The organism is Serratia sp. NPDC078593 (assembly GCF_050268245.1).
In the GTDB taxonomy this organism is placed as follows: Bacteria; Pseudomonadota; Gammaproteobacteria; order Enterobacterales; family Enterobacteriaceae; genus JBNNGK01.
Map to the genome: position 1 here is coordinate 117,204 of NZ_JBNNGK010000009.1, position 15,255 is coordinate 132,458.

General features: G+C 53.7%; 12 protein-coding genes. 3 read left to right on the forward strand and 9 right to left on the reverse strand.

The window, feature by feature from the left end; all coding sequences use genetic code 11:
• Positions 1 to 914: 914 nt before the first annotated feature.
• Complete coding sequence (locus ACQKDS_RS12055) at positions 915 to 3,080, reverse strand: YgiQ family radical SAM protein (protein WP_399670577.1); 2,166 nt, start codon at positions 3,078 to 3,080, stop codon at positions 915 to 917.
• A gap of 141 nt (positions 3,081 to 3,221) precedes the next feature.
• On the opposite strand from ACQKDS_RS12055, the gene ACQKDS_RS12060 reads away from it, so the two are divergent.
• The gene (locus tag ACQKDS_RS12060) at positions 3,222 to 4,136 is read left to right on the forward strand and encodes a PfkB family carbohydrate kinase (protein WP_399670580.1); all 915 of its coding nucleotides are present in this window, start codon (positions 3,222 to 3,224) and stop codon (positions 4,134 to 4,136) included.
• A 40-nt stretch (positions 4,137 to 4,176) separates the two neighbouring features.
• Here ACQKDS_RS12060 and ftsP read toward each other — a convergent pair whose 3' ends face one another.
• From ftsP to parC, 3 genes are all read right to left on the reverse strand, one after another.
• Positions 4,177 to 5,592 carry a cell division protein FtsP gene (gene ftsP, locus ACQKDS_RS12065; protein WP_399670583.1) on the reverse strand — a complete coding sequence of 472 codons (1,416 nt, stop codon included), beginning with the start codon at positions 5,590 to 5,592 and terminating at the stop codon, positions 4,177 to 4,179.
• Between the two features lie 128 nt (positions 5,593 to 5,720).
• Positions 5,721 to 6,455, reverse strand: coding sequence for a 1-acylglycerol-3-phosphate O-acyltransferase (locus ACQKDS_RS12070; RefSeq protein ID WP_399670586.1), 735 nt, complete (start codon positions 6,453 to 6,455; stop codon positions 5,721 to 5,723).
• Between the two features lie 183 nt (positions 6,456 to 6,638).
• Positions 6,639 to 8,912 (reverse strand): DNA topoisomerase IV subunit A, encoded by a 2,274-nt coding sequence (parC, locus tag ACQKDS_RS12075; RefSeq protein WP_399670587.1) that lies wholly within the window; start codon positions 8,910 to 8,912, stop codon positions 6,639 to 6,641.
• Positions 8,913 to 9,320: 408 nt separating this feature from the next.
• Here parC and ACQKDS_RS12080 point away from each other — a divergent pair, with 408 nt between their 5' ends.
• Positions 9,321 to 9,902, forward strand: coding sequence for an NAD(P)H-dependent oxidoreductase (locus tag ACQKDS_RS12080; RefSeq protein WP_399670590.1), 582 nt, complete (start codon positions 9,321 to 9,323; stop codon positions 9,900 to 9,902).
• A gap of 92 nt (positions 9,903 to 9,994) precedes the next feature.
• The gene (locus tag ACQKDS_RS12085; protein ID WP_399670593.1) at positions 9,995 to 10,303 is read left to right on the forward strand and encodes a putative quinol monooxygenase; all 309 of its coding nucleotides are present in this window, start codon (positions 9,995 to 9,997) and stop codon (positions 10,301 to 10,303) included.
• A 146-nt stretch (positions 10,304 to 10,449) separates the two neighbouring features.
• Here ACQKDS_RS12085 and parE read toward each other — a convergent pair whose 3' ends face one another.
• From parE to nudF, 5 genes are all read right to left on the reverse strand, one after another.
• On the reverse strand, positions 10,450 to 12,345 hold the full coding sequence (gene parE, locus ACQKDS_RS12090; RefSeq protein WP_399670595.1) for a DNA topoisomerase IV subunit B: 1,896 nt from the start codon (positions 12,343 to 12,345) through the stop codon (positions 10,450 to 10,452).
• Between the two features lie 46 nt (positions 12,346 to 12,391).
• Positions 12,392 to 12,976, reverse strand: a complete 585-nt coding sequence (gene yqiA, locus ACQKDS_RS12095) for an esterase YqiA (protein WP_399670597.1) — start codon at positions 12,974 to 12,976, stop codon at positions 12,392 to 12,394.
• A complete protein-coding gene (gene cpdA, locus ACQKDS_RS12100) occupies positions 12,976 to 13,803 on the reverse strand; it encodes a 3',5'-cyclic-AMP phosphodiesterase (RefSeq protein ID WP_399670600.1) in 828 nt (275 codons plus the stop codon). Before cpdA ends, yqiA begins: the two co-directional genes overlap by 1 nt.
• A gap of 209 nt (positions 13,804 to 14,012) precedes the next feature.
• Entirely contained in the window at positions 14,013 to 14,438 is a 426-nt protein-coding gene (locus tag ACQKDS_RS12105; protein ID WP_399670603.1) for a DUF1249 family protein, read from the reverse strand.
• Positions 14,439 to 15,071 carry an ADP-ribose diphosphatase gene (nudF, locus tag ACQKDS_RS12110; protein ID WP_399670606.1) on the reverse strand — a complete coding sequence of 211 codons (633 nt, stop codon included), beginning with the start codon at positions 15,069 to 15,071 and terminating at the stop codon, positions 14,439 to 14,441.
• Between the last annotated feature and the right edge of the window lie 184 nt (positions 15,072 to 15,255).

The window sequence follows — 15,255 nt, forward strand, 5'->3', positions numbered from 1 at the left end:
AAACAACCGGGCGCGGCATGCCACGCCCCTACGTGGGGAACGGATGTAACGTTGCCAACTTGCTGATAAGTCGCGCTCGTCGCCGCACCGGAGTGGCCGGGCATGCCCGGCCTGCATTCAAGTATTCGGCATCAACCAACCGGGCGCGGCATGCCACGCCCCTACGTGGGGTACGGATGTGACATTGCCAACTTGCTGATATGTGGCGCTCATACCCTGACCGTAGTGGCCGGGCACGCCCGGCCTGTATTCAAGTATTCGACATCAACCAACCGGGCGCGGCATGCCACGCCCCTACGTGGGGTACGGATGTGATGGTGCCAACTCGCTGATATGTGACGCTCATACCCTGACCGTAGTGGCCGGGCATGCCCGGCCTGCATTCAGTATCCGGCATCAAACAACCAACCGGGCGCGGGTACGGATGTAACGTTGCCAACTTGCTGATATGTGACGCTCATACCCCGACCGTAGTGGCCGGGCATGCCCGGCCTGCATTCAGTATTCGGCATCAACCAACCGGGCGCGGCATGCCACGCCCCTACGTGGGGTACGGATGTGACATTGCCAACTTGCTGATATGTGACGCTCATACCCTGACCGTAGTGGCCGGGCATGCCCGGCCTGCATTCAGTATCCGGCATCAAACAACCAACCGGGCGCGGGTACGGATGTAACGTTGCCAACTTGCTGATATGTGACGCTCATACCCCGACCGTAGTGGCCGGGCATGCCCGGCCTGCATTCAGTATTCGGCATCAACCAACCGGGCGCGGCATGCCACGCCCCTACGTGGGGTACGGATGTGACATTGCCAACTTGCTGATATGTGACGCTCATACCCTGACCGTAGTGGCCGGGCATGCCCGGCCTGTATTCAGAATATGGCTCACAGCGCCCTGCTGAACTCTCGGTTACGGCTTGCCGTTACGAATGGGTTTACGCGGCGGCTTGTTAGTCGGCGTGCGTTGGCGCTTAACGTCTGTGTGCTTGGTCAACGCCGGGCGCGTCTGACGCTGCAGCCGTTTAGCTTCACGCTGTTCGTCAATACTCGGTGCGGGTACCAAACATTCCCGACGGCTGCCAATCAGATATTTCAACCCCATCTCCTCCAGCGCACGGCGGATCAGCGCCCAGTTAGCCGGATCGTGATAGCGCAGTAACGCCTTATGCAACCGGCGCTGGCGATCGCCACGCGGGATAAATACGTCCTCTGACTTATATCCCACTTTGCCCAACGGATTCTTACCGCTGTAATACATCGTGGTGGAGTTAGCCATCGGTGACGGATAGAAATTTTGCACCTGATCGAGACGGAAACGGTTCTTCTTCAACCACAACGCCAGATTGACCATATCCTCGTCACGCGTGCCGGGATGCGAAGAGATAAAATACGGAATCAAATACTGCTCTTTACCCGCCTGCTTCGAATACTGATCGAACAGCTGTTTGAAACGATCGTAACTGCCCATGCCCGGTTTCATCATTTTCGATAGCGGGCCGGTTTCGGTATGTTCTGGCGCAATCTTCAAGTAACCGCCGACGTGATGGGTAGCCAGCTCCTTGATATAACGCGGATCTTCCACGGCCAGATCGTAACGTACCCCAGAGGCGATCAGGATCTTCTTCACCCCTTCCAACTCACGCGCACGGCGATACAGCTTAATGGTCGGTTCGTGGTTGGTATCCATGTAAGTACAGATCTCTGGATACACGCACGATGCACGGCGGCAAGTCTGTTCAGCGCGCGGATTGGTACAGCGCAGCATGTACATATTGGCGGTTGGGCCACCGAGATCGGAGATCACGCCGGTAAAACCGGGAACCTTGTCACGAATCTCTTCGATTTCACGGATGATCGAATCTTCAGAACGGCTCTGAATAATGCGCCCTTCATGTTCAGTGATCGAACAGAATGAACAACCGCCATAGCAACCACGCATAATATTGACCGAGAAACGGATCATATCGTAAGCCGGGATCCGTGCTTCGCCGTAAGACGGGTGTGGCACCCGCTGGTAAGGCAGCGCAAATACACTGTCCATTTCCGAGGTAGTCAGCGGAATCGCCGGCGGGTTCAGCCACACATAACGGTCACCGTGCTTTTGCATCAGCGCACGCGCACAGCCAGGGTTAGTCTCATGGTGCAAAATACGTGAGGTGTGGGCATACAGCACTTTATCCGCTTTTACCTTCTCAAACGAGGGCAGCAGCACGTAGGTTTTTTCCCACGGCTTTGGTTTGGCGGCGCGCACGGTAATCGGTTTAGCTTCGGACTCCGGCTGGCTCCCATCGGCGCAGGGTAGATCTTCGCCGTAAGGATTCGGGATCGGTTCAATGCGCCCCGGCTTATCTAAACGGGTAGAATCCACACCGCTCCAGCCGGGTAACGGGCCTTTGCGCATCACGGCCGTATTGCGAATATCGTGGATGTCGCTGATTTTCTCCCCCGCAGCCAGACGGTGCGCCACTTCAATCAACGGGCGCTCACCGTTGCCATAGATCAGCATGTCTGCCTTGGAGTCCACCAATACCGAACGACGAACGGTATCAGACCAGTAGTCATAGTGGGAAATACGACGCAGGCTCGCTTCGATGCCACCCAGTACGATAGGCACATCTTTGTAAGCTTCCTTGCAGCGCTGGGTATACACCAGCGTAGCGCGATCGGGGCGTTTCCCACCGACATTACCCGGCGTGTACGCATCATCGTGGCGCAGCTTACGATCGGCGGTATAACGGTTGATCATCGAATCCATGTTGCCTGCGGTGACGCCGAAGAACAGATTAGGCTTACCTAACCGCATGAAGTCGTCTTTATTACTCCAATCCGGCTGGGCAATGATGCCCACACGGAATCCCTGCGCTTCCAGCATGCGACCGATAATCGCCATACCGAAGCTCGGATGATCGACATAAGCATCACCGCTGATAATAATCACATCGCAGCTGTCCCAGCCTAATTGATCCATCTCTTCACGCGACATCGGTAAAAACGGTGCCGTGCCATAACATTCGGCCCAATAAGGCTTATAGGAAAACAGTTCGCGATCCGGTTGGATCAGGCTGGTGGTGCTCATTCGCGTGCTCTTTTTGCAGGTTAATTCATCGCCGGGCGGCGATTATACGCACTCACCGCGAAAAGAGCATGGTTATTTCTGACAAAGTATTTTAGTGTGCCCGCCTATACGAAGACATCGCTAACGTCGTAGAGAAAGTAAATGATTGAATTTTTTGCATCAACACCGGTACTGGTGCTGGGCGGCGCGGTCGGTGAAATTGTGTCGATGCGGCCACACTCGCCACGCCATAGTGAAGAAAGTGACATTGCGCCACAACGACGACAGATCGGCGGCAGCGCATTTAAGGTCGCGAGTGCGTTACGGCGGCTCAATGTGCCGGTGGTCAATGGCATACCGGTCGGCAAGGGTGACTGGGGAGCGACAATTGAAGCCGTGATGAACGAATGGGGTCTACCGGTACTGCTGCGCCACGGGCTGATGGATAACGGCTGGCAGCAGACGTGGATAGAGCCGGACGGCCAGCATCACATCACCACCGTTACCGGCTGCGAAGCGCAATGGAACAAAGCGCAGTTGGCAACGCTACCGCTCACCCCAGAAACACTGATCTATATTAATGGCGATCAATTGAGCGGCACCGCGGGCGAAGCACTGCGCGAATGGTTAACCCGCTTGCCGTATGACCAGCGTCGCTTAATCGATCCCGGTGCCAGCGTTAGCCAACTTAGCGAGGATTTCTTCGCCATGCTCAGCGACAGCGAGACGTGGCTAACGCTCAATCGCCAACACATCGCCCTGCTTTGCGGTGAAGACAATGCGCTTGACGCCGCACAGCATTTTGCCAGCGCGCACAATTTCACCGTGATCTGTCGGCTGGATAGCGACGGTGTGTGGATTTGTGATGGGAAAAATGCCCCGCAACCCATCGCCGCCAATCCGGCCGAAAGTATCGCTGCCTTGGATAGCGTCGATGCACACTGCGCGGGATTATTAGCTGGCCTGTCGGCTGGCCGGAGTTTGCCGGAAGCGGTCGCTCTGGCTAACCGCGTCGCGGCCTGCGTTAGCGGCCAAGATAATGCCAATAACCTGCCAGCGCCCTTTCCCCCAGCCTGATTTGGCGCGTTCCCCGCTTTTGGCTGGGGAACGCCTCACCTCACGGTAATGGCTGCACCACAAACTGCCCCGCAGAGCCGCGATCGGCCATTTCTAGCGTTTGGCTATGATAGAAGAGTGGGAAATGTTCGGACGATGCTTGGGTAAAGTGCACCAATAGCTCGACGTCGCCATCAACCCACACGGTATCTTTCCAACCGCGATCTTCCGCCATCGGCTGTGCACCGTTGACGCGTTTGATCAGGAACTGCACGCCTTCAATATGGAAGGCCTGGGGTGAATCGGCATGAATCGTCCAGCTTTCCCAGCTGTCTTGTTGCGTTTGCACGTCAATACGATTCATATCCCAGATCGCGCCGTTGATACCGGCCAAATTGTCGCCCAAGCGAAATTCTCGCGAACGGCTAACGCTGCCGTCCAGCAATTGATCCGCCAGCAGACGCATCGGCAGATTATCGGTCACTAGCGGTAACAAGCCGGTAGGTCTTAAGGTCAGAACTTGAGTCGATACCAACAGGCTGGAGGGTTCGAATAACCCACGCAGGCGATCCATAATGCCCGCCGCTTCACCAGCGGTGATGGTCACCTCATTACCTTTCGACATATCAATCAGCACTTCACGCCGTTCCCCCGGCGCTAATGACAGTTGTTGAACCGCCACCGGCGCGGGTAAGAAGCCCTGATCGCTGGCAATGACATTCAGTGGACGGCCGTCACTCAGCTGTAAAATATAGCGCCGTGAATTGGAGGCATTAAGCAAACGCAAACGTACCCAGCCACGTGACACTTCTACATACGGGTTTTGCACCCCGTTGACCAGCAGCGTATCTCCGATAAACCCGCCTTTCGATGGCGGGTTATATTCTGGCGTACCAAAGTTATCCAAACGTTTGTCTTGAATAATCAACGGAAAATCGTCAACGCCGTAATGGTTAGGCAAAGGCAGCGCTTTACTGACTTCATCTTCGATCAGCCACATGCCTGCCAGGCCGTTATAGACGTGGGGGGCCATCCGGTTTGGGGTGTTGGCATGATACCAGCAGGTGGCCGCAGCCTGGCGGATAGGAATCACCGGTGACCAATCAACTCCCGGTGACATCAGGCGAGCCGCGCCGCCCATCAGCGTACCCGGCACCTGTAAACCGCTAACGGTCATTGATACCGGCTCGGCCAGACGATTACTGTAAATCAGTTTAACGTCGTCGCCGCTGTGTACCCGCACCGTCGGCCCGAGGTACATGCCGTTAATTCCCCATACCGAAGCTCGATTGTTGGCAATAAAGGCCCAGTGAGCGCGTTGCAAGGTTAAAAACAGCGGTTGACCACGGCGCGACTCCAACAGCGGAGGAACCGGTAACGGGGATTGCGCTCCGCTCGCTTCAGCCCTCAGCGGCACGGCTCCCGCGCACAACGCCAAGCCCGATGCCTGAATAAACTGACGCCGACTGAGTGACATATTTTCTCCAGAAAACAAATACTAAACCGTGTGCAAAAACCTGACGCCTGACAATGCTGTTAAGCGTAGCAGGAAGCGATGGCGCTGCCGTTAGAATTATCCGCGCCGCTTAGCCACCATGGGCAATGTTATTTTTGGTTGGCTTCTCGCTGGGCGACTTCTTCATCCAATTGTGCGATTTTTGCTAGCATCAGTTCGCGGCAATGGTTCGCCAACTCACGCACGTTTTCTTTCGCATATTTCGATGTGTCTATCGGCTCCAACATCTCGACAATCACGTGCCCATTATTCCAGCGGTTAAGCTTTATTTTATTGCTGGTATTAGAAACGCAGATCGGCACGATGGGCACCCCGGCAGTAATCGCAGCATGAAATGCGCCGGTTTTAAACGGCAACAGGCCACGACCACGGCTACGCGTGCCCTCTGGAAACATCCAGATAGAAATATTGCGCTTCTTAATCTGTTCAACCACCTGTGAGATGGTGCCGTGCGCTTTCGCGCGGTTATCCCGATCGATCAGCAGATTACCGGTTAGCCAATACAGTTGGCCGAAAAATGGGATCCACGCCAGGCTTTTCTTACCCACGGTAACGGTACGCGGCTGAACCGCATTGGACACCGTCACCATGTCGTAGTTGTTCTGATGGTTGGCAATATAAATACAACTACCGTAGTCGTTCACGTCTGCCGGGCGACGAATTTCAACCTTTAGGCCAAAGACCGTAGATAAGCGACCAAACAGATGACCAAACGTTGCCACATGACGGGGATTTCGCGGGCTGAACAAACAGTAAATCGAACCAAAAATGCACACCAAGAGACAAAACAGGATGACAAAAATGGTACGCAAAATGAGTAACATAACAACCTCTTTAGCACACTGCTGACGCGAAGCGCTTGCGCAAAACACAACCTGCTATTTTCCTGCCAGCAGACCATCCGCACAATAGCTTTATGCCGGTCAATGTTAAATATTTGAAAATAACCCTCGGCAATTTGTCGAGAATGGGCGCAATATTTTTATGTCACGCCCAGGCCTTATTTTTTATTCTTCGCTGTCACCGACCGCGGCGCGCGGCGGCATATCCAACTCAACGCGATCGATACGCTGCAAGCCACGTGGCAACAGTGTCCCTTTACGGCCGCGTTCGGCTCGGAACTTCTGCAAATCTTCTGGCCGCAGCGTCAATTTGCGTTTGCCCACGTGCAGCGTCAGTGAGGTTTGCGGTGGTATCACAAATAGCCACGCCAGCATATCCTCGCCGGATGCCGCCTGCGCCGACGGAATAGAGACAATTTTGTTGCCCTTACCTTTCGACAACTGCGGTAGATCCGCCACTGGGAACATCAGCATACGCCCGGCCTTGGTGATTGACAGCAGCATGTCGTCGTTACCGTGAATGGCCATCGGCGGCAGCGCTTTCGCATTTTCCGGTAAGGTAATCATCGCCTTACCAGCCCGGTTACGTGCCACCAGATCGTTGAAGGTACAAACAAAACCATAACCAGCATCAGAGGCCATCAGCAGTTTTTGATCGTCGGCGGCCATCAAGACCTGTTCAATCGTCGCTCCCGGCGGCGGCGTCAGTTTCCCGGTCAACGGTTCACCCTGCCCACGCGCCGATGGCAAACTCAACGGATCGAGCGCATAACTGCGCCCGGTGGAGTCAATAAACACCACCGGCTGGTTGGTTTTACCGCGCGCGGCGGCACGGAAGCTATCGCCCGCCTTGTAGTTTAAACCGGTCGGATCAATATCATGGCCTTTGGCGCTACGAACCCAGCCCATTTCAGACAGCACGATGGTCACTGGCTCAGACGGCACAAAGTCATGTTCGCTCATCGCTTTAGCTTCGGCACGTTCGGTCAGCGGCGAACGACGGTCGTCGCCATAAGCCTGCGCATCGGCCTGAATCTCTTTTTTGATCAGCGTGTTGAGCTTACGCTCAGACGCTAACAGCGATTGCAGGTGATCGCGTTCTTTTGCCAGCTCATCCTGCTCACCACGAATCTTCATCTCTTCCAACTTCGCCAAATGGCGCAGTTTCAGTTCGAGTATCGCTTCCGCCTGCGTTTCGCTGATGCCAAAGCGCTGTATCAGTACCGGCTTAGGCTCATCTTCGCTGCGGATAATGTGGATCACTTCATCGATATTGAGGAACGCAATCAGCAAACCTTCCAGAATGTGCAGGCGTTTCAGCACTTTTTCCAGACGATAATTGAGGCGGCGCCGTACCGTATCGCGGCGGAACGCCAGCCACTCGGTGATGATCTCCACCAACCCTTTCACCGAGGGGCGATTATCCAGACCAATCATGTTCATGTTGATGCGGTAACTGCGCTCCAGATCGGTAGTGGCAAACAGGTGATTCATCACCTGTTCCAAATCCACGCGATTTGAGCGCGGTACCACCACCAGACGGGTCGGATTTTCGTGATCCGACTCATCGCGCAAATCTTCAACCATCGGCAATTTCTTGGCGCGCATCTGGCTGGCGATCTGTTCCAGTACTTTGGCACCGGAAACCTGGTGAGGTAATGCCGTAATCACCGCGCTACCGTCTTCTTTCTTCCACACTGCGCGCATACGCACAGAGCCGCGACCGTTTTGGTAGATTTTACGGATTTCATCACGCGGTGTGATAATTTCAGCTTCGGTCGGGAAATCAGGGCCCTGCACGAATGCCAGCAGATCGTCGAGCGACGCCCCTGGCTTATCGATCAACGTCACGGCCGCCGCAGCGACCTCACGCACGTTGTGCGGCGGAATATCGGTTGCCATACCCACGGCAATACCGGTGGTGCCGTTCAACAGGATATTCGGCAGACGCGCCGGTAACATCTTCGGTTCTTGCAGGGTGCCATCGAAATTCGGTACCCAGTCCACCGTGCCTTGGCCCAGTTCGGCCAGCAAAACTTCGGCATACTTCGACAGGCGCGATTCGGTATAACGCATCGCAGCGAAGGATTTCGGATCGTCCGGTGCCCCCCAGTTCCCTTGGCCGTCCACCAGCGGGTAACGGTAGGAGAAAGGCTGCGCCATCAGCACCATCGCTTCATAACAGGCACTGTCACCATGCGGATGGTATTTACCCAATACATCGCCGACGGTACGGGCAGATTTTTTGAATTTGGCGCTGTTATTCAGCCCCAGTTCAGACATCGCATAAATGATGCGCCGCTGAACCGGCTTAAGGCCGTCACCAATGTACGGTAGCGCCCGATCCATGATGACGTACATGGAATAGTTTAAATAGGCGTTTTCAGTGAATGTGTGTAGCGGTAAACGCTCAACACCGTCATGAGTCAGATCACTCATTACTCAATTATCCTCAGACCGTGGCTTGGCAATCTTTGCTTAGGAACATCCTGCCTTTCACAAAAACAGTCTCCATGATTGCAAACCCTCAATAATTGGCGCTGCGGGAAGCCAGCACGCTCAGAAATCTCTCTGCGCATAGCGAAAACGATCGGGCAGAGATGAGCAAGTGCAGCCAACACACCGACAACGCCAAGTATGTCGGGTACATGTCGATTCTTGCGGGCGATAGTACCTTATCTGGCCGTATTCTGTCACAGCATTGTCAGTCAACCGGGCGAGGTTAGGCGTTGTTATGCGCACCATTATTGCTAAAACAGCAAAAGTAATGTGACACAAATCGTATTTTTACCACTTGCAACCCAGCGTAGACTGAATGGAATGATGATTATTGAAAGAGGAAACCTGATGAGCAACATCCTACTGATCAACGCCGGTAAAAAATTTGGTCATTCTAATGGCGAACTGAACGACACATTGACCGACATCGCGGCCTCTTTCCTGCGCGACGCGGGTCATGACGTTACGCTGACGGTGGTCGATCAGGGCTATGATATTGAAGAAGAAGTGCAAAAATACTTGTCGGCCGACGCGATCATTTATCAAATGCCAGGTTGGTGGATGGGTGAGCCTTGGATCCTGAAAAAATATATCGATGAAGTGTTCACCGCGGGTCACGGTAGCTTGTACGCCAGCGATGGCCGTACCCGCTCTGATGCCAGCAAAAAATACGGTTCCGGCGGTCTGCTGCAAGGTAAAAAACACATGTTAAGCCTAACGTGGAATGCGCCGTTAGAGGCCTTCACCGATCCGGATCAGTTCTTTCATGGCGTCGGCATAGACGGGGTTTATTTGCATTTCCATAAAGCTAACGAATTCCTTGGCCTAGAGGCATTACCAACATTTATCTGTAATGACGTGATTAAACAACCCGATATTCAACGTGATATCGCACGATATCGTGAGCATCTGGCGAACGTTTTTGCTTAACTGTACCCCGCCAGATCTTGCGTGGTCACTTTATAACAGGGCGCCGCATGGTCTAGGGTATACCTTTTCGCTGTTTGAAAACTGAGGTTGTCATGATCACCGTAATTGCAGAAATCAAAGTTAAACCAGGCCATCGTGAGACGGTATTGAAAGCGATCGACAAGCTGATTCCGCTGGTGCTGGCGGAAGACGGCTGTGGCGGCTATCGGCCGATGGTCGATTTCAACGCGCAAGTGCCTTGGAAACAAAGCGCGCCTGATTCGGTGTTCATGCTGGAAAAATGGGAAAGTCTGGCGCACTTAGAAAAACACCTTGAGATGGAGCACATGCATCGGCATCGTGCCACCATCAAAGACAGCGTGCTGGGTATCAGTATTAATGTGTTGGAAGACGCGCTGTAAAGAACGCCTGCTATGCACTAGGTTAACGGGCGCAGTGTACTACGCCCCTACGCGCAAGCGAAGGTGATGTCGACGGGGTTGGGAAGCGAGGGGAATATTGTCAGAACCGGGCGATGACCTATCGCCCGGCTTAACCAACACGGGGGTTACACCGACAATTCAGCCATATCCCCTTTATCTTGCAACCAGTTACGGCGATCTTCCGAGCGTTTTTTGGCTAACAGCATGTCCATTACCGCCAACGTTTGATCCACATCGTCATCGTCCACGGTTAACTGCACCAAACGACGGGTATTTGGATCGAGCGTGGTTTCACGCAGTTGCAGCGGGTTCATTTCACCCAGCCCTTTAAAGCGCTGTACGTTCGGTTTCCCCTTCTTGCGCTTCAATTGTTCGAGCACACCCGCTTTTTCTTCCTCATCCAGCGCGTAATACACTTCTTTGCCGAGATCGATGCGGTATAACGGCGGCATTGCCACATAAACGTGACCGCCTTTGACCAATGAACGGAAGTGGCGCACAAACAGCGCGCACAATAGTGTGGCGATGTGTAAACCATCAGAATCCGCATCCGCCAAGATGCAAATTTTGCCGTAACGCAGTTGGCTCAGATCCTCGCTGTCTGGATCGATACCGATCGCCACGGAAATGTCATGCACCTCCTGTGAGGCCAGCACTTCATCAGACGACACTTCCCAGGTGTTCAGGATCTTACCTTTCAGCGGCATGATCGCCTGATACTCGCGATCGCGCGCCTGTTTGGCTGAGCCACCCGCAGAATCCCCTTCCACCAAAAACAGTTCGGTCATGCTCAAGTCTTGCGCAGTGCAATCCGCCAGTTTACCCGGTAGCGCCGGGCCGCTGGTCAGTTTTTTACGCACCACTTTTTTCGCCGCACGCAAACGCCGTTGGGCGCTGGAAATCGCCAGTTCAGCCAACTGTTCCGCCGCCTGAACGTTTTGATTCAGCCACAGGCTGAAAGCATCCTTCACCACACCGGAAACGAAGGCCGCACATTGACGTGACGACAAGCGCTCTTTGGTTTGCCCGGCAAACTGCGGATCTTGCATCTTCACCGACAGCACATAAGCGCAACGATCCCAGATGTCTTCTGCCGACAGCTTAACACCGCGCGGCAGAATATTGCGGAATTCACAGAACTCGCGCATCGCATCCAGCAAACCTTGACGCAAACCGTTAACGTGCGTGCCACCCTGCATGGTTGGGATCAAGTTGACGTAACTTTCTGTCAGCAGTTCGCCGCCTTCTGGCAGCCACAACAACGCCCAGTCCACCGCTTCGGTATCGCCGGCAAAATTGCCGACAAATGGCGTTTCTGGCAGGGTAATCAAGCCGTTAACCGCTTCCATCAAGTAGTCGGTCAATCCATCCAGATAACACCAACGCTGCTCAGTATTGTTAACTTTATCAATGAAATAGATTTCAACACCCGGGCACAGTACCGCTTTAGCCTTCAACAAGTGGCTCAGGCGCGATACAGAGAAACGGGGGCTATCAAAAAACTGTTCGTCCGGCCAAAAATGGACGCTGGTGCCGGTGTTACGTTTGCCGCAGGTGCCGGTCGCTTGCAGCTCTTGCACCTTATCTCCGTTTTCAAAAGCTATGCTGTAGACGCTACCGTCACGCTTGACGTTAACTTCTACGCGCTTCGACAACGCGTTGACTACGGAGATCCCGACGCCGTGCAGACCGCCAGAAAATTGATAGCTTTTATTGGAGAATTTACCGCCCGCGTGCAACCGGCATAGGATCAGCTCCACAGCTGGCACGCCCTCTTCCGGGTGGATGTCCACTGGCATGCCGCGACCGTCGTCAATCACTTCCAGTGACTGATCGGCGTGAAGAATCACATCGATGCGTTTTGCGTGGCCAGCCAACGCTTCATCGACGCTGTTATCAATCACCTCTTGTCCGAGGTGGTTCGGACGCGTCGTGTCGGTATACATACCGGGACGACGGCGCACTGGTTCTAGACCGCTGAGTACTTCAATGGCATCAGCGTTATAGCTGGATTGAGTCATCGTTGATTATTTTTTCGTGGTTAAAGGAAGGTACCGGGCGGCCCGTTCAGACCGCGTTGAGCCCTAAAAAATCCACAATCTGCGGGAAGTAGTGCTCGAAACCGACGAAGGCGTGGTTCCCACCGGACTCCACCGTTTGCCGACATGCGCTGTAATACGCTACTGCCTGGCCGTAATCGAGAATTTCATCGCCCGTTTGCTGCAGCAGCCAGATTAAATCCGGCGACTCCAAAGGATCGATCTGCATCACTCTCAGATCGTAAACGTGACGAGACTCTAACACATATTGTTGGCCGGTGTAGGGGTTCTCGTTTTGACCAAGATAGTCAATCAGCAACTCAAACGGCTTGACCGCAGGGTTTACCACGACAGCAGGCAGCGCGAAACACTGCGATAGCCAAGTGGCGTAATAGCCCCCCAGCGACGAGCCCACCACACCAAGCGTTTGCCCAGCTCGCTCCATCACCAAGTTTTCCAACATCTCGGCGGCCTCCGCCGGGAATGCTGGCAGTTGCGGAACCAGCATTTCGATATGCGGATGCTGTTTTGCCAACCACGCCTTAAACGACGACGCTTTGGCTGACTGAGGAGAACTGTTGAAACCGTGCAGGTAAAGCAATGTTGAAGGCATCAGTACCCTTCCGAATCCATGTCGGGGCGGAAATCATCGTTTTCCAAGCGAAACACTTGGGTTTCTACGCGGCCATCAGGCAGCAGATCGAGATAGCGCCAACCCGGTGACACGTCGTCGATGGTAAAATTAGTACAATGTGGTTTGAATTGTACACAGGTGGACGGACTTGCCAGCAGACGACGTCCTTGCCAATCAAGATCCAATTCTTGATGAATATGCCCGCACAGCAGGGTATTCACCTTAGGGTAGCGCAGCAGTACTGCCCCCAGCATATGTGGATTGCGCAGGCTGTGTTGATCGAGCCAAGTGCAACCCGACGGCAGTGGATGATGATGCAATAACAACAGCGTGTAGCGTTCAGGATTGGCCTGCAAACAGCGCTCCATCCATTCAAGCTGATATTCACTCAGTTCGCCATGCGGTACGCCAAACACTTGGCTGTCCAGCAGGATCACTTGCCAATGATCCCCCAGCAGCACATGCTTTGATGGCGCAATGCCCGCTGCCGCTAGCGCGTCTACCATGGCCGGTTGAAAATCATGGTTTCCTGGCAGCCAGACGCACGGCGCAGGCAACCGGGCGATACCGTCAGCAAAGTGACGATACGCTTCCAAAGAATGATCCTGAGCCAGATCGCCCGTGGCGACAACCAGGTCAAACGCCCGCTGCTGGGCGCAAACCGCATCCAACACCGCGTGATAACTGCAATAAGTGTTGATGCCCAGCAGCGTTTCATTCTCACCGGCAAAAAGATGGGTATCTGTTATTTGTAGAATCCTGACCTTGGCCCCACTTACCACGGGCAGTTTAAACAGGCTTTCCAAGTAGTGTCCTTTGTTATCTCAGTCTATACCCCAAATTATTCGAGTTGCATCGTGGCAGCAACTGAATGACACGCCAGTCTCGAAACCGAGTTGAACATCGTTTGCCCTGACCTAAAAGGCGACTCTCATCATCATCCTTGGGAGCTTGGCCCACGCTGGCTAGGTAACGACAGCCAGCCCAAAGGCCATTCGACGTAACAAGGCGCTGCTTAACAAACCGGCACTGGCATCGCCCCATGCGCTAAACAGTAGCGCAGCCAATCAGCAAGAAACTGGTTAATTTGATGCTTTTCGTCGCGTTGATGCAACTTTTTATTAGGATAATCATAGCGCGCTTTAAAGCGATAGATCTGCTGGCTGGAACACACTTCCGCAACCATCGCATCGTGATAAAGCCGTACCGTCATGGCAGGCAAGCTCCAATAGCTGACAGCCGGAAAGATCTGTTCTATCTCAACCAGCGTGGTGTAGCGCGTAGATTCAACAATCGTCAGACGATAATTAGCGCCATTCACCTGATAAGTCGCCGTTTCACCCACTTCATCATTGCGCGGCAGCAAACGCCGCAATTGAGCGAAGTTGGTTTCACATACTCTCATCATTTCCGGAAAATCAGGGGTATAGCGCTTTGTCATTTACTTGATCCACTCTTTTCTGAGCGATTCATGGTGCAACGCCAGCCACTGCAATGCAATCACCGATGCCGCGTTATCAATCGCACCTTCTTCAACCCAACGGTAAGCCTGTTCACGGCTCACGACATGGACACGGATATCTTCATTCTCTTCTTCCAGTCCGTGGATCCCTTCTGCGGTGGTTGCATCCACCTCGCCGACCATAATAGATAAGCGTTCACTGGTTCCGCCAGGACTCGCCAGATAGCTCAGCACCGGTTTGCAGCGCCCGACCATCACGCCCGCCTCTTCCTGAGCTTCACGACGGCAAACCGCTTCCACACTCTCGCCGTCTTCAATCATACCCGCCACCATTTCCAGTAACCAAGGTGAGCTGGATGTCTCGATCGCCGCAATTCGCAGTTGTTCAACTAGCACCACTTCATCGCGTACCGGGTCATAGGGTAGCAACACTGCGGCATGCCCGCGCTCGAAAATCTCGCGTTTTACTTCGTCACTCAGGTCACCATTGAACAGTCGATGACGAAAACGGTATAAATTGAGTGAAAAAAAACCACGGTAAAGCGTCTCTCGTGCAATAATTTCTACATCATTCTCATCGAAAGTAACGGGCGTAGGCTGAAAGTAGCTCATAAACTCTCTTCTCCTGCGTGAGTATGCCGCTAAAATAAACAGTTTTGATGACAGAAACGGCAAGACCTTCTCCTGCCGCTTTGTGGTAGATTGTTGTCCATGTTATCAGGTGCGGCGTGCGTAAGCATTTTAGCCCGTACAGACAGGGCAGATTTTAAGGCAAAAGTTCCGCTAGATGGCACAT